This window comes from Mesorhizobium sp. BH1-1-4, assembly GCF_020165665.1.
Classification (GTDB): Bacteria; Pseudomonadota; Alphaproteobacteria; order Rhizobiales; family Rhizobiaceae; genus Mesorhizobium.
Genome location: NZ_JAIUIN010000003.1, coordinates 240036 through 257881, shown reverse-complemented (window position 1 = coordinate 257881; position 17846 = coordinate 240036). Strand labels below are relative to the sequence as shown.

The following is a 17846-nucleotide window of genomic DNA, read 5'->3' as shown; positions in this document are numbered from 1 at the left end:
AACAAGCGCAATAGCGCCCTTCCGGCCCACTGTCGATTGCTTTGTGGCCTGATTTTGGTAGTGAGGGCGCTGCTTAATGTCGCCTGGAGAGACCGCCCAATGACCCCTGGAATTCGTCCGCTTGTCGCCGGCAACTGGAAAATGAACGGCACCAGCGCCTCGCTCAACGAACTCAGGATGATCGGCAACGGCTTCATGAGCGGACTCGACGCCGAAACAGAGGCGCTGGTCTGCGTTCCCGCGACCTTGCTTTCCCATGCGGCGGAGATTCTGTCGCGCACCCCCGTCCATGCCGGCGGTGAGGACTGCCACACCAAGGAGAGCGGCGCCTATACCGGCTGCATCTCCGCGGAGATGTTGAAGGACGCGGGCGCGAGCCATGTCATCGTCGGTCACTCCGAATGCCGCGAACAACGCGGGGAGGACGATGCGACGGTCCAGGCCAAGGCCACCGCTGCCTGGCGCGCCGGGCTCGTGGCGATTGTCTGCATCGGCGAGACGCAGCAACAACGCGAGGCCGGCGCCACGCTCGACGTGCTGTCGCGCCAGGTTGCCGGTTCGGTGCCGCCAAGCGCCACGCCATCCAACACCGTCATTGCCTATGAGCCGGTGTGGGCGATCGGAACCGGGCTGACGCCAACCGCTGCCGATGTGGCCGAGGCGCACGCGCATATCCGCGAAAAGCTGTCGGAAAGGCTCGGTGGCGGCGCGGCGAGGATGCGCATCCTGTATGGCGGTTCGGTCAAGCCGTCTAACGCCGTGGAACTGCTGGGCGTCAGGAATGTCGATGGCGCGCTTGTCGGCGGCGCCAGCCTGAAAGCGGCCGATTTCCTCGGTATCGCGGAAGCCTATCGCAGCATTGCGGGGTGAGATTCACTGGGACGGGCGGGGCTTGTCCCATCCAAATTCGTTGCAAAGGGTGCGTTGCTTCCCATATTCCGGCCACGGGCTTGGAAATGCCGTGAAAGCATTGTATTGAGCCGCCTCCAATTCACCGGTCGTGTCCGCGGCCGGGCAAGGCCTTGCCAGGATAAACTATGCAAACCGTATTGATCGTCATCCATCTCATGGTCGTGCTCGCCCTTGTCGGCGTGGTGCTGCTGCAGCGCTCCGAAGGCGGCGGCCTTGGCATTGGTGGCGGATCTGGCTTCATGACGGCGCGCGGTGCCGCCAACGCATTGACCCGGGCGACGGCGATCCTGGCGGCGGCGTTCTTCGTCACGTCGCTTACCCTGTCGATCATCGCCCGCTACGGCGAAAAGCCGATCGACATTCTCGACCGGGTTCCGGCGACTTCGGACAATGCCGGCAAGGGCGTGCTCAACCAATTGCCGGGTACGACCACCCCGGCACCCGCCGGCAACGCCACGCCGACGCCGCCGTCCGGCAACGATGCCGGCGCGACGCCCCCGGCAAACGCTCCGGCCACGGCACCCGCCGCCGGTTCGACGGCACCTGCCACCAACGGCGCTACCAACGCCGCGCCGGCGACCACAGCGCCAGCGACGCCGCAGGTCCCGAACCAGTAACCTCCACTTCTCCAGGCCGCGATCTGTGATCGTTTGAACACAGTCGCGGCAAATGCGGCACGATCACGAAGATTCGACGGGGGCTGTTGCGGGCCCGCGCTTGAGGGATCCGCGCTTATTCGACTATAGATTGCACGCGGCATTTTCGGTGTCCTTGGGGGACGCCGGGCGACGCCGTGGGCAACAAGCATTGAACGATCGGATCTTCGCCATGCAGCTTCGCAGCTTCATTTTCCTGGGACTTTGCGCCGCAATCGGCCTGAGTTCCCCGGCCTTCGCCGCCATGCCGGCAAACATGGCCGCACAACAGTCGGTGTCGCTTGAAAAAACCGACGCCATCCCCGTCGCAGCCAAAAGCGATGCGGCGCAGTTGAAGCTTCTCAAGAAGAAGAAAAGCCCAACGCCGGACGATCTCGCCCAGATCAAGAAGATCGAGGCCAAGATCGCCGCCGACAAGGAAGACGCAAAGGCCAAGGCGCTTGAAGCCAGGAAGATGGCGATGCGTGAGGCCGCGAAGGCCAGGGCTGACGCGGATCGTCAGGCCTTCCTGGCCCAGAAAGGCAAGAGCGCTCCGGCAACCGAAGTGGCCGAGGCCAAGCCAGCCAAGAAGACCACCAAGATCATCGAACCCGTGACGCCGGTTGCGCCGATCCAATCGGCCGAGCCTATCCCCGCCGAGGCGATGAACGTCGCCTTGACCGGCAACAATGGCGAGTTGCGCAGCGAGGTCGTCGGCGGCCAGACGCAGCCCAGCGGCGGCATTTTCGCCGGCCTGTTCGGCGGCACCTCGTCAGGATCGTCGATCAGCTATCTGCCGGAGACACGCGCGCTCGACTCCGCGCTTGCCCAGAGGAACGCCAAGAAGCCGTTCAAGGTGAAGCCGGAATTCGTGCCGCAGGACGTGGAATTCACTGGCTATGATGCCGGCACGATCGTCATCGACACCAGCGCTCGCCGCCTCTATCTCGTCGAATCATCGACCACCGCGCGCCGCTACGCCATCGCCGTCGGCCGCGAAGGCCTGCAGTTCAAGGGCACCGTCGCGGTCGGCGACAAGCAGGAGTGGCCGCGCTGGATCCCGACGCTCGACATGCAGAAGCGCGAGCCCAAGCACTACGGCCAGTACAAGGACGGCATGGCCGGCGGCGGACAGAACCCGCTCGGCGCCCGCGCCATCTACCTCTATGACGGCAAGAAGGACACGCATCTGCGCATCCACGGCACCATCGCGCCGCAGTCGATCGGCACCAGTGCCTCCAATGGCTGCTTCCGGATGATGAACGAGCACGTCATGGATCTCTACAGCCGCGTCCGGGTCGGTACCAAAGTCGTCATCATCTGACGTTTTCATCATCATGCCGAAAGGGCCGGCTCAGCCGGCCCTTTTGTTTTGCCTTGTTCCTGCCCTCGACGCCTTCTTGGGAAAAAGCCTTCGCGGCGGTTTTTTCTCTGGCGGAATCAATCCGGCCGCGTTAAGCGATGACTCCCATGGCGCGATATGTATTCATCACAGGCGGCGTGGTTTCCTCACTCGGAAAAGGCATAGCCGCAGCGGCCCTTGGGGCTCTCCTGCAGGCGCGAGGCTATCGCGCACGCATCAAAAAACTCGATCCCTACCTCAATGTCGATCCCGGCACGATGTCGCCGTACCAGCATGGCGAGGTGTTCGTCACCGATGACGGCGCCGAAACCGATCTCGATCTTGGCCATTACGAGCGCTTCACCGGCCGCTCTGCCAACCAGCAGGACAACATCACCACCGGGCGTATCTACAAGAACATCATCGAGCGCGAGCGGCGCGGCGACTATCTCGGCGCCACCGTCCAGGTCATTCCGCACGTTACCGACGAGATCAAGAACTTCGTTCTCGACGGCAATGACGACTATGATTTCGTGCTGTGCGAGATCGGCGGCACGGTCGGCGACATCGAGGCGATGCCGTTCCTCGAGGCGATCCGCCAGCTCGGCAACGATCTGCCGCGCAACAACGCCGTCTACGTGCATCTGACCTTGATGCCCTATATCCCGACGGCGGGTGAGCTGAAGACCAAACCGACCCAGCATTCGGTCAAGGAACTGCGCGGCATTGGCATTGCGCCCGACATTCTTTTGGTGCGCGCCGATCGCGCCATCCCGAAGGAAGAACGCAGAAAGCTGTCGCTGTTTTGCAATGTCAGGGAAAGCGCCGTCATCCAGGCGCTCGACGTGCCGCATATCTATGACGTGCCCATGGCCTACCACAAGGAAGGCTTGGATTCGGAAGTGCTGGCCGCCTTCGGCATCGATCCGGCGCCCAAGCCGCGCATGGAGCCGTGGCAGGCTGTCTCCAACCGCATCCACAATCCGGAGGGCGAGGTCACAATCGCCATCGTCGGCAAGTATACCGGCCTCAAGGATGCCTACAAATCGCTGATAGAGGCGCTCTCGCATGGCGGGCTGGCCAATCACGTGAAGGTCAAGCTCGACTGGATCGAATCGGAGATCTTCGAAAAGGAGGATCCGACGCCATGGCTGGAGAAGGTGCATGGCATCCTGGTGCCCGGCGGCTTCGGCGAGCGGGGCTCGGAGGGCAAGATCCTGGCGGCGAAATTCGCACGCGAGCGCAAAGTGCCGTATTTCGGCATCTGCTTCGGCATGCAGATGGCCTGCATCGAGGCGGCGCGGTCGCTTGCCGGTGTCGACCATGCCTCGTCGACCGAATTCGGCCCGACCAAGGAACCTGTCGTCGGCCTGATGACCGAATGGCTGAAGGGCAACATGCTGGAGAAACGCCGGGCGACCGGTGATCTCGGCGGCACGATGCGGCTCGGCGCCTATCAGGCCGAGCTCGCCAAGGGCTCGAAGATCGCCGACATCTATGGCGACACGCAGATTTCCGAACGTCACCGGCACCGCTACGAGGTCAATATCGACTACAAGCAGCGGCTCGAGGATTGTGGGCTGGTGTTTGCCGGCATGTCGCCCGACGGTGTGCTGCCGGAGACGGTCGAATACCCCGACCATCCCTGGTTCATCGGCGTGCAATATCATCCCGAGCTGAAGAGCCGACCGCTCGATCCGCATCCGCTGTTCGCCAGCTTCATCGAGGCGGCGGTGGAACAGAGCCGCCTGGTCTGACGGCTTCCATGCAAACCTATGTCGCGCTTCTCTACAGCATCACCCTGGGAGAGGGGCGGCGGGTTGTCATGTCGGACCTCAAGGCGATGGCGGAAGGCCTCGGACTGAAGAATGTCCGCACCTTGGTGGCGACCGGCAATCTGGTCTTCGAGAGCGGAAAGACTTCGATCGCCACGCTTGAGAAGCGGCTGGAATCCGCCTTCGAACAGGCCTTCGGCCGCCACGTCGACATCATTGTCCGTAGCGCCGGGGATTGGCTGAAACTCGCGGCCAGCAATCCGTTCCCGGCCGAATCGGCCGATGCCGGCGACCAAGTGGCGGTGCGCGTCATGCGCAAGGCTGTGGCCGAAGATGCGATATCGGAGCTTCGGACCCGTGCCGCCGAGGATGAAAAGGTGCACTTGGTCGGCGGCGACATCTGGGTCGCCTTTTCACGAGAGCGGCCAAGTTCGCGCCTGCTCGCGGCAGCCAACCATAAACGGCTGGGCGTCGGTACCTCGCGCAACTGGAACACGATACGCAAATTGGCCGAAATGGTCGCGACGTAAGGGGGCGGCTCAAGGCCGCCCCGCTATTTGCTCCGTCAGGCCTTCGCCGTCTTGGCGCCGGCACTAACGGCTGCCGTGCGCAGCACGTAGTAGATGACACCGGCGATCGCCACGCCGAAGAACCAGCCATAGACGCCCCACCAGGACGGCAGCCAGTTGGTGAAGTTCGGCAGGATCGAGGAGAAGATGGCGCCGATACCGGCGGCGATGAAGGCGTTGACATGCCAGCCGCCCTGGAAGCGGAATTCACCGTCTTCGCGGTACAGCGCCTCGACATCGACCTCACCTTTGCGGATCAGATAATAATCCACCATCATCACGCCGAAGATTGGCCCCATCGTCGCGCCGATGACGTTGACGAAAGAGGCGGCGCTGCCATCCCACGGCGCGAACGGATAGAGCACGAGCGCGATGACAGCGGCGATATAGCCGCCCTTCTTGAAGTCGATTTGGCGCGGGAAGACGTTGGAGAAGTCGAAGGCCGGCGAGACGAAATTGGCCACGACGTTGATGCCGAGCGTTGCCACCGCGAAGGTAAGTGCGGCCAGCGCGGCCAGGAACCAGCTGTCGAATTTCGCCGAGATCTGGTCGGGGTGCAAAAGCACCTCGTGGTAGACGTCATAGGCGGCGATGGTGGTGACGCCCGCGACCAGCGAGAACAGGATCAGGTTGACCGGTAGGCCCCAGATATTGCCCTTGCGCAGCGCAGCCTGGTCCGGGGCATAGCGGGCGAAGTCGCAGAAGTTGAGATAGAGCGCCGAGAAATAGGTCACCCAAATCGCGGCCACAGCGAACAGCGACGTCCACGAACCCGGCGTTCCCGGCACGCCGGCGTCCTTGGTCTTTTCCAGAAGCACGTCCATCGGAATGTCGCTGGTGAAGGCGAAGGTTCCGGATTTGACGCAGAGATAAATGGCCAGGAGCAGCATCATCACCCAGACGGCAGGCCCGGCCCAATCCTGGAAGCGGCGCACCGTTTCCATGCCTTTCTGGATGATCAGCAACTGCAGCGCCCAGATGACCACGAAGCAGATCACCTCCAGGCCGGAATGGCCGAGGAAATGCGTGTTGGCGTTGAAATCGGCGAACCATTGCGAACGGATGAGCAATGCGACGATGGCGCCGGAGGCGGCGGCCGTCTGCGCGCCATACCAGAAGCAGGCGACGATGGCGCGCACCAGGGCCGGAATGTTGGCGCCCCAGATGCCGAAGGAAGCGCGGGCGAGCACGGGGTAGGGCACACCGGTCTTCACACCGGCGTAGCCGACCATGTTCATCAGCGCGTAGATGATCAGCGAACCGATGCCGATGGCGATGATGAAGTTGACGAAGCCGCCGCAGAACAGAAACAGGCTGGCGGCGAGATAGTAACCCCACAGGCTATGGACGTCCGACGTCCAGACATTGAAGATCGAGAACGGTCCCCAGTTTCGAACCTTGGCCGGAGCGAGGTCTTCATTATACAGGTCAGGCGATGCGCCTTGTATCGTCATTGCAATATCCCCTTCTTGCAGCACGCGCCCTCACGCGTTGACCGCACAGGTTACGCCTGACGCAGGGGAACCGACAAGCAACCGATTTGCCGGCTTTGGGCTTAAAGATATTCAATGCGAACCGCGATTATCAATGGGCCGTGGTGGTGAGCCGCTTTTGAAAAGCGCCTGTCTGTTGATTCGAGTTTCGATCCACGGCTTCAATTCGAGGGAAGGCGCGTTCCCGACTTCCGTCGGCAAGCGCGGCTGCCTAGGCGATGGCCATCACCCGCTTGTGGTCCTCGACTTCGGAAAGCAGCCAATCCTGAAACAGGCCGGTACCCGGCTTGTTGCCGATGCTGCGGCGCTGATGCAGGTAGATGCCGGCCGGATAGGTATGGCGGGCGCTGAACGGGGCGACAAGCTTGCCTTGCTGCAGCAGATCCTGGGCCATCATCGTGTCGGCAAGCGCTATTCCGGCACCATTGATCGCCTCGCGCATGATCAGCGTGCAATCGTCCAGCGTCGTCGAGGATTTCGGCGTCGTGTCCAACACGCCTTCCTGCTCGAGCCAGCGCTTCCATCGCATGCTCTCGCATTCGTGGATCAGGTGGTGGTTGACCAGGTCGGCGGGCGAGCGCAGCGGCATCGGCCCATCGAGCAGCGACGGCGCGCAGACCGGCGTCAGCACCAGCGGGATCAGCAGCGTCAGGGCCGGGCCGGCCTTGTAGACGAACTCGTCGACGATGGCCAAATCGAAATTGGCTCGCTTGCCCGATGTCGAGATCTCCAGATCCACCGCTGGATGCAACCGGCGAAAATTCGGCAACCGGTCCGCCAGCCAAAGGTTCAGGACAGCGGGCACGCACAGGACCCGGACACGCTGGGTCCTGCCGTGGCTCGGGCCGTCGATGAGGCTGACATCGTCGGTGGCGCGCCAGATGGCCTCGAACGCCTCGGAGAGGCTGCGCGCATAATACGAGCCTCGAATGGTCGGCGTGATCTGGCGAAAGCCGCGCTCGAACAGGTCCTGGCCGAGATTGCGTTCGAGCGCGCGGATGTGGCGGCTGATGGCCGAGGGCGTCAAATGCAGCTCCTCGGCCGCATCCTTGATGCTTCCGAGACGTGCCGCGGCCTCGAAAGCGCGCATGCCATTGAGTGAGGGTAGAGCCATTGGCCGATCATGAATTGTCAGTTGAGTTTTTGTCAATCGACATGGACAAAATTGGCGTTTGATCGCGTGGGCCGTTCAGGGATACCCAAGAGGCAAGAGCAACTAAGTCGTCTCAAGAAAACGACTATTCGGGAACTTCGGCACCATTCCACCAACGGCGGCGACCGGTTTGACCGGCCTGCACCGGTGGCGGGCGAAGCATTGCACCAACTGCAAGCGATGCCTCGGCCAAGGCCCCGCCAATGAGGAGAATGCCCGCTTATGCCTCAATCGCCAGTGCCGGTCTTTGAAGCGGCGGACGAGATTTCCGCGGAAACCTCCGTCGTCGTGATCTTGCAGACTGCCCAGACGGGTTTTGGCCCACGGGCAACGGCACTGGACACGGAAACGGGCGGGATCCTCTCCCGAGCCTGTTCCGATGCGGCGGTCCTGGCTGAATCTGGCACCTGTATCGATGTCATCGCGCCCCAGGCGGTATCGGCCCGGCGCGTGATTGTCCTGGCCTTGGGCAAGGCCGAGGCCGTCACCACACTGTCATTGTCGCGCGCCGGCGGTCTGCTGGCCGCGCATCTGGAAGGCAAAGGGGAATGCGCGGCTACCCTGGTCCTGGACCCCATCGCGGGCGTCGATCTGCCCGGCGCCGAAATCATGGCGCGCGTGGCGCTCGGCATGCGGCTGCGGCGCTATCGTTTCGACATGCGCAACCGGCGCCAGGGAGCAGGGGCCGATCGGACCCTGCGGGTGCAACTGGTCGGAGCCGGCGGTGCGGAGCTGAATTCGGCGCTGGCGCGGATCAATGCCATCGCCGATGGCGTCGAATACGCGCGCACGCTTGTCAACCTGCCGCCAAACCATCTTCATCCCGACAATTTTCACGATCATCTGGAGCCGTTGCGCGAGGCTGGCATCGACGTCGAGATCCTCGATGCGGCGAGGCTCGGGGAACTCGGCATGAACGCCGTCCTGGCCGTGGGGTCGGGCTCGGTGCGGCCGCCGCGCGTCGCGGTCCTGCGTTATCGCGGCAAGGGCGCCCCGGCACAGCCACTGGCCTTCGTCGGCAAGGGCGTCTGTTTCGATTCCGGCGGCCTCTGCATCAAGCGCGGCGAGCAGATGTTCGACATGAAGGCCGACATGGGCGGCGCGGCCGCGGTGGTCGGCCTGCTGATCGCACTCGCCCGGCAAGGCAGCCCCGTGCACGTGGTTGGCGTGCTCGGCATTGCCGAGAACATGCCGTCAGGCACCGCGCTCAAGCCGCGCGACATCATCACGACGGCATCCGGGCAGACCGTGGAAGTGTTCGACACGGATGCGGAAGGACGGCTCATTCTGGCCGACTGCCTCTATTACGCCGCCTCGCGCTTCAACCCGTCGGTGATCGTCGACCTCGCCACTTTGACCTATTCCGTCATGCGGGGTCTCGGGTCGGTGTTCGCCGGCCTCTTCAGCACTGACAACGCCATCGCCTCGCGGATGATCGCGGCCGGCGAGAAGGTCGGCGAGCGGTTCTGGCAGCTGCCGCTCGACCGGGCTTACGACGAGGGGCTCCAATCACCCTTCGCGGACCTGCGGCATCACGCCAAGGACATGGAAGATGGCGACGCCCCCTACGCCGCGGCGTTCCTGCGCCACTTCACCGAGGATCGGCCCTGGGTGCATCTCGACATCGCCGGCAAGGAGCTGACCGGCAAGGATCAGCCGCTGGGCCGAGAAGGCGCCACGGCATTCGGCGTGCAGATGCTGGAAGAATGGGTTCGAGCGAGCCGGGTTGCAAACTAGGTGCCCAACGACATGCCTTCAAACATTCAGGAGATCGGAATGTCATCGGAGATCGTCACCAGCGAAGGACGGGCCGGCTTCGGCGACTACGAAACCTGGTATCGGATCAGCGGCGCGCTCGACGCCGGCAAGGCTCCGGTCGTTGTCCTGCATGGCGGGCCAGGTGCCGCCCACAATTACGTCGATGCCTACAAGCTTCTTGCCCGAACAGGCCGTGCCGTCATCCATTACGACCAGTTGGGGTGCGGCAATTCCACCTTGCTGCCTGACAAGGGCGCCGATTTCTGGACGCCCAGGCTGTTCATCGACGAACTTGAAAACCTCGTCGATCATCTCGGCATCCGTGGCGGCTTCGATGTCCTTGGACAAAGCTGGGGCGGCATGCTGGGCGCCGAATATGGGGTGACGCGGCCGAAGGGCTTGAAGTCGCTGACCATCGCCAATTCACCGGCTTCCATGAAGCTGTGGGTAGAGGAGGCCAGCCGGTTGCGCGCCGACCTGCCGATGGACGTACAGGAGACGCTGACCCGGCACGAGCAGGCCGGCACGACGGATCATCCGGACTACCAGGCCGCGACGATGGCGTTTTACGAGCGGCATGTCTGCCGGATCGTTCCGTTCCCGCCCGAGGTCACGGAGACCTTCGCCCAGGTCGTGCGCAATCCGACCGTGTACAACGTCATGAACGGTCCGAACGAATTTCATGTCATCGGAACGCTGAAGAGCTGGAGCATCATCGACCGCTTGCCCGCCATCGATGTTCCCACGCTGATCATCTCCGGCCGCTACGACGAGGCCACGCCGGCGACCGTGCAGCCTTTCGTGGACGGCATCAAGGGATCGCGCTGGCGGATTTTCGAGCATTCCAGCCATATGCCGCATGTCGAAGAGCAGGATCTTTGCATGCGCGTGGTGGGAGACTTCCTGGACGACAACGACAACTGAGAAAAGGGGAACTACAACATGAAGAAACTGCTTCTGGCGGCCTCGGCCGCGGCATTGCTGGCCGGTATGTGGCTGGCGCCGGCGCAGGCCGAATATCTCAAGGAACACCGCGGCGGCACCATTCGGCTGCTGGCCCGCTCGGCGGCGGGAACGCTCGATCCGCACATCAACTACACGGACCAGGGCTGGCAGATGTACCAGCCGATCTATGACGGGCTGGTCGCCTTCCGCAAGGCCGAAGGCATGGACGGCTTCACCATCGTCCCGGACCTCGCCGAGGCGCTGCCCGAGGTGACCAATGACGGCAAGACCTTCACCTTCAAACTGCGCAAGGGAATCAAGTTCTCCGACGGCAAGGATCTCGGCGTGAAAGACGTCGTTGCTTCCTTCCAGCGCATCTTCAAGGTCTCGGGACCGACCTCGGGCACGTTCTATGCCGGCATCGTCGGCGCCGACAAATGCCTTGCCGACACCAAGAGCTGCGCGCTGGAAGGCGGCGTCGTCGGCGACGAAGCGGCCGGCACCATCACGTTGAATCTCACCAAGCCGGACGCCGAGATTCTCTACAAGCTTGCCTTGCCGCACGCCGTCGTCCTGCCGGCCGATACGCCAGCGGAAGACATGGGTTCCAAGCCCATTCCCAGCACCGGCGCCTACATGATCTCCGCCTTCGATCCCAACAAGGGCATGACGGTGACCCGCAACCCGAACTTCAAGCAGTGGAGCGAGGAAGCGCAGCCGGACGGTTATCCCGACGTCGTCCAGTATGATTTCGGCCTTTCCGAGGAAGCCGCGGTGACGGCCATCCAGAACGGAGAAGCCGACTGGATGTTCGATGCGCTGCCCAGCGATCGCCTTGGCGAACTCGGCACGAAGGCCATGGACCAGCTCCACATCTCGCCGCTTTCGGCGTGGTGGTATGCGCCGCTCAACAATCGCCTGGCGCCGTTCGACAATGAAAAGGCGCGCCAGGCCGTCGCCTACGCGATCGACCGCAACACGCTGGTCAAGCTGTTCGGCGGCAAGGTGCTGGCCTCGCCGGTCTGCCAGGTCCTGCCTCCCGATTTCCCCGGCCACGAAGACTACTGCCCCTTCACCAAGAACCCCGGCGCCAAATGGTCGGCGCCTGACCTCGACAAGGCAAAGCGGTTGGTCGAGGAATCCGGCACCAAGGGCCAGAAGGTGACCATCATCGTCGAGGACACGGCCATTTCCCGGTCGATCGGCGTCTATCTGCAGAGCGTGCTGACCACCATCGGCTATGTCGCCGACGTCAAGCCGATCTCGTCCAACATCCAGTTCACCTACATCCAGAACACCAACAACAAAGTGCAAATGTCCGTCACCCAGTGGTACAAGGACTATCCCGCGGCCTCGGACTTCCTGAACATCCTGTTCAGCTGCGCCTCGTTCCGTGAGGGGTCGGACGCTTCGATCAACATCGCCGGTTTCTGCGACAAGGATATCGACGCCAAGATGCAGAAAGCATTGGATCTCGGCGTGACCGACCAGAAGGCCGCCGACAAGATGTGGGCTGAAATCGACAAGCAGGTCACGGACAAGGCGCCGGCCGTCGGCCTCTTCACGCCGAAGCGGCTTGACTTCGTCAGCAAGCGCGTGGGCAATTTCAAGTTCAACCGGCAGTTCAACTGGATGATCACCCAGTCTTGGGTGCAGTAAGGGCCTGGGTGCAGTAACGAACCGCGGAGGGGCACGTCCCGTGTCGAACCAAGTCGCTGCCATGCCGCGCAGGACGCGAGGGCCCTGGGCCGTCGCGTTTGCAAAGCTGGCAAGAAACAGGGCCGCCATGGCGTCCCTGGCCGTGTTCCTCCTCATTGTCCTTGCCTGTTTCAGTGCGCCCCTCTACGCCAACTGGGCAGGAACCGACCCCTTCGCCTCGACGCTCGACGCCGTCATCCAGATCGACGGCGCCGACGTTGCGGTGATGGAACAATCGACGGAGGGGCTCGGGCTTGGCTACACGCCGATCGGTCCAACCTGGCGGCTCGGCAATTATTTCCTCGGCGCCGACAGCCAGGGCCGCGATGTCATGGCCCGGATGCTCTATGGCGGGCTGAGTTCGCTGCTGATCTCCGGAGCCGCCACTATCTTCACCTTGATCCTCGGCACGGCGGCGGGGCTCGTCGCCGGTTATTTCGGTGGCATCACCGACACGGTGCTGTCGCGCTTCCTGGATGTGCTGTGGGCGTTTCCGATCTATCTCCTGGCGATATCGCTTTCCATCGTCACAATTTCGCAAGGCATTTCGATCGGACCGATCGAAATCGAGTCCGGCAGCCTGTGGCTGCCGGTCATCATCATCGGCATCGTCTACGTGCCTTATGTAGCGCGGCCGATACGCGGGCAGGTTCTGTCGCTGCGCCACAGCGAGTTCGTACTGGCCGCGATCAATCTGGGCGTACCGGGGTGGCGGATTTTGTGGCGCGACATCCTGCCCAACATCACCACCACGCTCATCGTGTTCATACCGCTGATGATGGCGCTGAACATGCTTACCGAATCGGCGCTCTCCTTCCTGTCGATCGGTGTCCAGCCGCCCGCGGCGAGCTGGGGAACCATCATCCAGGACGGGCAGGCGCTGCTTTACACACGGCCGCTGGTGGCGCTGGCGCCTGGCCTGGCGATCGCGATTTCCGTCATGACCCTCAATGTCTTCGGCGACGGGCTGCGTGACGCGCTCGACCCGCGCTCCAAGGTTCGGCTGGGGCGCGACTGATGATCTATGCCATCCTGCGCCGTTTCGGTCAGATGCTGTTCGTGATGTTCGGCATCTCGGTCATCGTCTTCCTGATTTTCTTCGCCACGCCGGGTGCCGACCCCGCCGCACGCATCGCCGGCCGCAATGCCTCGCCCGAAGTGCTGGAAGCGGTTCGTCACAGCTTCGGCTTCGACCGGCCGCTCTACGTGCAATATGTGACGATGATGGAGAAGATCTTCGTCACGGGAGATCTGACCTCCTTCGTCAATCGCGGCTGGAAGGTGGTGCCGGCGGTCATGGATTCGATTCCCGTCACGCTGTCGCTGGTCTTCGGGGCGGCGATCCTGTGGGTGGTTGTCTCCATCATCATTGGCATCGTTGCCGCCGCCACACGCGACAGTTGGCTGGACAGGCTGCTGATGGCGTTGGGTTTGCTCGGTATTTCCATGCCGGTCTACTGGCTGGGCGAGGTGATGAACCTGATCACCCAGAGCCGCTATCATGACAGCTGGGCGTTCTCCTGGGTGCCGCCGCTCGGCTACAAGAATTTTTCCGACGATCCCAGGGGCTGGTTTCTGACACTGGTCATACCCTGGATCACGCTCGCCATCCTCTATATCGGCATCTATGGGCGGGTCCTGCGCGCGGCGATCATCGAATCGCTGCAGGAGGACTATATCCGCACGGCGCGCGCCAAGGGCCTGTCGGAAACCCGCATCCTGCTGCGCCATGCCTTGCGCACGTCGCTCATCGCCTTCGTCACCCTGTTCGGACTCGATTTCGGCGCGCTGGTGGGCGGCTCGGCGCTTTTGACCGAGGTGGTGTTCGGGCTGCACGGCATCGGCAAGCTCACCTATGACGCGCTGCAGAACCTCGACCTGCCGATGATCATGGCGACGGTGATGTACGCGTCGATGTTCGTGGTGGTCGCCAACGCGGTGGTCGATTTCGTCTACATCCTTCTCGATCCGCGCCTGAGGACATCATGATACTGTCGGTGCGCGATCTCAAAGTATCGTTTCGAACCGATGATGGCCTGGTACGGGCCATCGACGGCGTTTCCTTCGACCTCGCGGAAAGCGAGATTCTCGGGGTCGTCGGCGAGTCCGGCTCGGGCAAGACAGTGTCGCTGCTGGCGGTGATGGGGCTCATCACCGACCCCAACGCCGTCATCGAAGGCTCGATCCGCTACAAGGGCCGCGAATTGGTTGGGCTGCCCCCGCGCGAACTCAGGCGCCTGCGCGGCAACGAGATCGCGATGATCTTCCAGGATCCGATGACGGCGCTGACCCCGGTCTACACCATCGGCTGGCAAATCGCCGAACAGATCCGCGCGCATCGCAACATCAGCAAATCCAAGGCGATGGAGCGTGTGGAAGAACTGCTGGCGGAGGTGAATTTTCCCAATCCGCACGAAGCGATGTCACGTTATCCGCATCAGCTCTCCGGCGGCATGCGCCAACGGGCGGTGATCGCGATGGCGCTGTCGTGCAACCCGGCGCTGCTGGTGGCGGATGAGCCGACCACCGCGCTCGACGTCACGGTCCAGGCCGGCATTCTCGATCTCGTGCGCAAGCTGCGCGCGACGCACAAATCGGCCGTCGTCTTCATCACGCATGACATGGGCGTGGTCTCCGAACTCGCCGATCGGGTCATGGTCATGTATGCGGGCCGCATCGTCGAACGCGGCAGCCGTACGGCGCTGTTTTCCGACCCGCGGCACCCCTATACCCGTGCATTGCTTGGTTCGATCCCGCCGTTGACCGGTGCGAAACCTCGCCGCTTGCCGGCCATTCCCGGGTCACCGCCATCGCTGCTGCGATTGCCGCAAGGCTGCGCCTTCGGTCCGCGTTGTCCGGTCCGGTACGAGCCCTGCCTGACCGGCAAGCCCGATCTTGGCGCCGCCACGCACGCGGCGGCCTGCTACCGGGTGGCACAAGCATGAGGGGGCCGATGACCGACAAAGACCGTCCGATCCTCGAAACACGTTCGCTCGGCAAACGCTTCTCGATCGGCACCCGTTTTTCCGCCGAAGGCAGACGAACCGTCCATGCGGTCGACAATGTCTCGCTGACGGTGCGGCGCGGCGAAACCGTCGGGTTGGTGGGCGAGTCCGGATGTGGCAAGTCCACGCTGGCGCGCTGCCTGGTCAGGCTCTACGAGATTTCGGATGGTGAGCTTCTGTTCGAAGGCGATGACATCACCTCGAAGTCGCTGTCTGAACTGCGGCCGTTGCGGCGGCGCCTGCAAATGGTGTTCCAGGACCCGTCGGCCTCGCTCAATCCGCGCCGGCGCGTCGGCGACCTCGTGGCCGAACCGCTGCGCATCCATGGCAAGCTTTCGTCGCGCGAGATCGCCAGCCGCGTCGCGGAACTGTTCGACCTCGTCGGGCTGCTGCCGGACCATGTCATGCGCTACCCCCACGAATTCTCGGGCGGGCAACGCCAACGTGTCGGCATAGCGCGCGCCATCGCCCTCAATCCTGATCTCGTGGTTCTGGACGAACCGGTCTCCGCGCTCGACGTGTCCGTACAGGCGCAGATCGTCAACCTGCTTGCCGACCTCCAGGAGAAGCTGGACCTGACTTATGTCTTCATCGCTCACGATCTTTCGGTCGTGCGGCAGGTCTCGACCCGCATCGCGGTCATGTATCTCGGCTCGATCGTCGAGGAAGGACCGGCGGAGGAGGTGTTTTCGACCCCGGCCCATCCCTACAGCCAGGCATTGATCTCAGCGGTTCCCGTCGTGGAGACGACACCCGGCGGCACGCGCAGGCGCATCATTCTCTCGGGCGATGTGCCAAGCCCGCTCAATCCGCCATCCGGCTGCCGGTTCCATCCCCGCTGCCCGATCGCGGCGGAGCGGTGCCGTACGGAGCGGCCAGAGGTGAGGGAGTTCAGGCCCGGCCGCAAGGTGGCATGCCACTTTCCGACGGTATAGGCTCATTTCGCCCGGCATCGACTGCCGCATCCGGCCAGAAAATTCTTCAAAATTCAGTTTTCCGCGTGGAACCAACCGCCGGACAGCACGTTTGATAGGGTTCGATCGAGCGCATCGCGATCGACCGGGAGGAAGCTATGGACTACCTGCATTTCTTTTCGCCCGTGCGGATATCGCGCGGGCAGGGGCATCCTGTGGAAGAGGTGGATAGTGTCGCCGAGGCGATGGTTTTCTTGCGTAAATGGCCGACGGGACGGCGTGGGCCGGTGTATCAGTGTGCGCTGAATTGCTGTTCGGCCGCCCTGTCTGGACAGATGTCGGCGGAGGAAGCCAGAAAGGCGTTCACCGGATTTGCCCGGATCACGCGGCTTCTTGACGACGACATGGCATTGCCGATAGGCGGCAACAGCATGGCGAGCATACACGCGCTGCGGCGGTAACGCCGCGCTGCCTTTCAGGGTTGGATCGCGTCCGTTGCGGGCGCGATGGCGGTTGTGTCCGCGCATTCCGGGCAGGCCCTTTGCCGGTAGCCAAGGCCGGGCGGCAGTTTGAATGGGCCAATAAATACGCTACATGTCGCGGCAAGATCCGATCCAGGTGGATGGATCATCGGGATAGCCAATCCGAATAACATGTTGAATGCAAAACTCGCCATTGCGCCGATGATGGATTGGACGGACCGGCATTGCCGGTTCTTCCATCGTCGGCTGACGAGCCACGCGCTGCTCTACAGCGAAATGGTGGTGGCCGACGCGGTCATCCACGGCGCGCGCGGGCGGCTGCTTGGCTTCGATGAGGCGGAGCATCCGGTCGCCCTGCAGCTTGGCGGTTCGGATCCGGCAAAACTCGCCGAAGCGGCGCGCATCGGCGAATCCTTCGGTTACGATGAGATCAATCTCAACGTCGGCTGCCCGTCCGACCGCGTCCAGTCCGGCACGTTCGGCGCCTGCCTGATGAAAGTGCCCGACCTCGTCGCAACTTGCGTCGCCGCGATGAAGGCGGCGGTGGCGGTGCCGGTCACGGTCAAATGCCGCATCGGCGTCGACGAGCAGGATCCGGAGCCGGCGCTCGATGCGCTGGCGAATGGCGTTTTCGATGCCGGCGCCGATGCCTTGTGGGTGCACGCACGCAAGGCGTGGCTGGAAGGGCTGAGTCCCAAGGAAAACCGCGACATCCCGCCGCTCGATTATGACAGGGTCTATCGATTGAAGGCGGGAAATCCGAACGAATTCATCGGCATCAATGGCGGTATTCAGTCGCTTGAAGAGGCGCGCGAGCATCTCGATCATGTCGATGGCGCCATGCTTGGCCGCGCCGCCTACCACACGCCAGGCATTTTGACAGGTGTTGATGCCGCCTTCTACGGAGTGCGGCCGGAAGCGTTCGATTTCGCGGCACTGATCGATGCCATGGCGGACTACGCGGCTCGCCATATCGAACAGGGCGGCAGGCTCGGCCATGTCACCCGCCATATGGTCGGGTTGTTTCACGGACTGCCCGGCGCGCGCCGCTACCGCCAGATCCTGTCCACCGACGCGACCCGGCCCGGCGCCGGGCCGGAGATACTGAAGAGCGCTTTCGCAGCCGTCGAATTCGGTAGGGCGGAAGCCGACGAAGCGGCCTGAC

The 17846-nt window shown here is 63.1% G+C and carries 16 protein-coding genes; 14 read left to right on the top strand and 2 right to left on the bottom strand.

All coding sequences use genetic code 11. The features are described 5' to 3' along the window. Positions 1 to 99: 99 nt before the first annotated feature. The 5 genes from tpiA (at position 100) to LB569_RS07710 (ending at position 5194) form a co-directional block, all read left to right on the top strand. The gene (gene tpiA / locus LB569_RS07730; RefSeq protein ID WP_224691671.1) at positions 100 to 870 is read left to right on the top strand and encodes a triose-phosphate isomerase; all 771 of its coding nucleotides are present in this window, start codon (positions 100 to 102) and stop codon (positions 868 to 870) included. Between the two features lie 167 nt (positions 871 to 1037). Continuing rightward, entirely contained in the window at positions 1038 to 1529 is a 492-nt protein-coding gene (secG, locus tag LB569_RS07725) for a preprotein translocase subunit SecG (protein ID WP_140701322.1), read from the top strand. 211 nt (positions 1530 to 1740) lie between these two features. Next, a complete protein-coding gene (locus LB569_RS07720) occupies positions 1741 to 2871 on the top strand; it encodes a L,D-transpeptidase (RefSeq protein ID WP_224691896.1) in 1131 nt (376 codons plus the stop codon). Positions 2872 to 3008: 137 nt separating this feature from the next. Next, positions 3009 to 4646 (top strand): CTP synthase, encoded by a 1638-nt coding sequence (locus LB569_RS07715; protein WP_140701320.1) that lies wholly within the window; start codon positions 3009 to 3011, stop codon positions 4644 to 4646. 8 nt (positions 4647 to 4654) lie between these two features. Further along, the gene (locus LB569_RS07710) at positions 4655 to 5194 is read left to right on the top strand and encodes a DUF1697 domain-containing protein (RefSeq protein ID WP_224691670.1); all 540 of its coding nucleotides are present in this window, start codon (positions 4655 to 4657) and stop codon (positions 5192 to 5194) included. 35 nt (positions 5195 to 5229) lie between these two features. Here LB569_RS07710 and LB569_RS07705 read toward each other — a convergent pair whose 3' ends face one another. Beyond that, positions 5230 to 6687 (bottom strand): NCS1 family nucleobase:cation symporter-1, encoded by a 1458-nt coding sequence (locus LB569_RS07705; RefSeq protein ID WP_140701316.1) that lies wholly within the window; start codon positions 6685 to 6687, stop codon positions 5230 to 5232. A 250-nt stretch (positions 6688 to 6937) separates the two neighbouring features. Continuing rightward, a complete protein-coding gene (locus tag LB569_RS07700; RefSeq protein WP_140701314.1) occupies positions 6938 to 7840 on the bottom strand; it encodes a LysR substrate-binding domain-containing protein in 903 nt (300 codons plus the stop codon). A 261-nt stretch (positions 7841 to 8101) separates the two neighbouring features. On the opposite strand from LB569_RS07700, the gene LB569_RS07695 reads away from it, so the two are divergent. The 9 genes from LB569_RS07695 (at position 8102) to dusA (ending at position 17845) form a co-directional block, all read left to right on the top strand. Continuing rightward, positions 8102 to 9616 (top strand): leucyl aminopeptidase, encoded by a 1515-nt coding sequence (locus LB569_RS07695; protein WP_224691669.1) that lies wholly within the window; start codon positions 8102 to 8104, stop codon positions 9614 to 9616. 39 nt (positions 9617 to 9655) lie between these two features. Then, positions 9656 to 10561, top strand: coding sequence for a proline iminopeptidase-family hydrolase (locus LB569_RS07690; RefSeq protein WP_224691668.1), 906 nt, complete (start codon positions 9656 to 9658; stop codon positions 10559 to 10561). A gap of 18 nt (positions 10562 to 10579) precedes the next feature. Then, positions 10580 to 12241, top strand: coding sequence for an ABC transporter substrate-binding protein (locus tag LB569_RS07685; protein WP_224691667.1), 1662 nt, complete (start codon positions 10580 to 10582; stop codon positions 12239 to 12241). A 40-nt stretch (positions 12242 to 12281) separates the two neighbouring features. Then, positions 12282 to 13298: an ABC transporter permease gene (locus LB569_RS07680; protein WP_318012753.1), complete on the top strand. Its 1017-nt coding sequence runs from the start codon at positions 12282 to 12284 to the stop codon at positions 13296 to 13298. Further along, a complete protein-coding gene (locus LB569_RS07675) occupies positions 13298 to 14269 on the top strand; it encodes an ABC transporter permease (protein ID WP_224534693.1) in 972 nt (323 codons plus the stop codon). The genes LB569_RS07680 and LB569_RS07675 overlap by 1 nt, the downstream gene beginning before the upstream one ends. Next, positions 14266 to 15225, top strand: a complete 960-nt coding sequence (locus tag LB569_RS07670) for an ABC transporter ATP-binding protein (protein ID WP_140701304.1) — start codon at positions 14266 to 14268, stop codon at positions 15223 to 15225. Before LB569_RS07675 ends, LB569_RS07670 begins: the two co-directional genes overlap by 4 nt. Before the next feature lie 8 nt (positions 15226 to 15233). Then, a complete protein-coding gene (locus tag LB569_RS07665) occupies positions 15234 to 16220 on the top strand; it encodes an ABC transporter ATP-binding protein (protein WP_224691666.1) in 987 nt (328 codons plus the stop codon). 137 nt (positions 16221 to 16357) lie between these two features. Then, positions 16358 to 16660 carry a DUF982 domain-containing protein gene (locus LB569_RS07660; protein ID WP_224691665.1) on the top strand — a complete coding sequence of 101 codons (303 nt, stop codon included), beginning with the start codon at positions 16358 to 16360 and terminating at the stop codon, positions 16658 to 16660. A 192-nt stretch (positions 16661 to 16852) separates the two neighbouring features. Beyond that, positions 16853 to 17845 (top strand): tRNA dihydrouridine(20/20a) synthase DusA, encoded by a 993-nt coding sequence (dusA, locus tag LB569_RS07655; RefSeq protein WP_224691664.1) that lies wholly within the window; start codon positions 16853 to 16855, stop codon positions 17843 to 17845. The last annotated feature ends 1 nt before the right edge of the window (position 17846 follow it).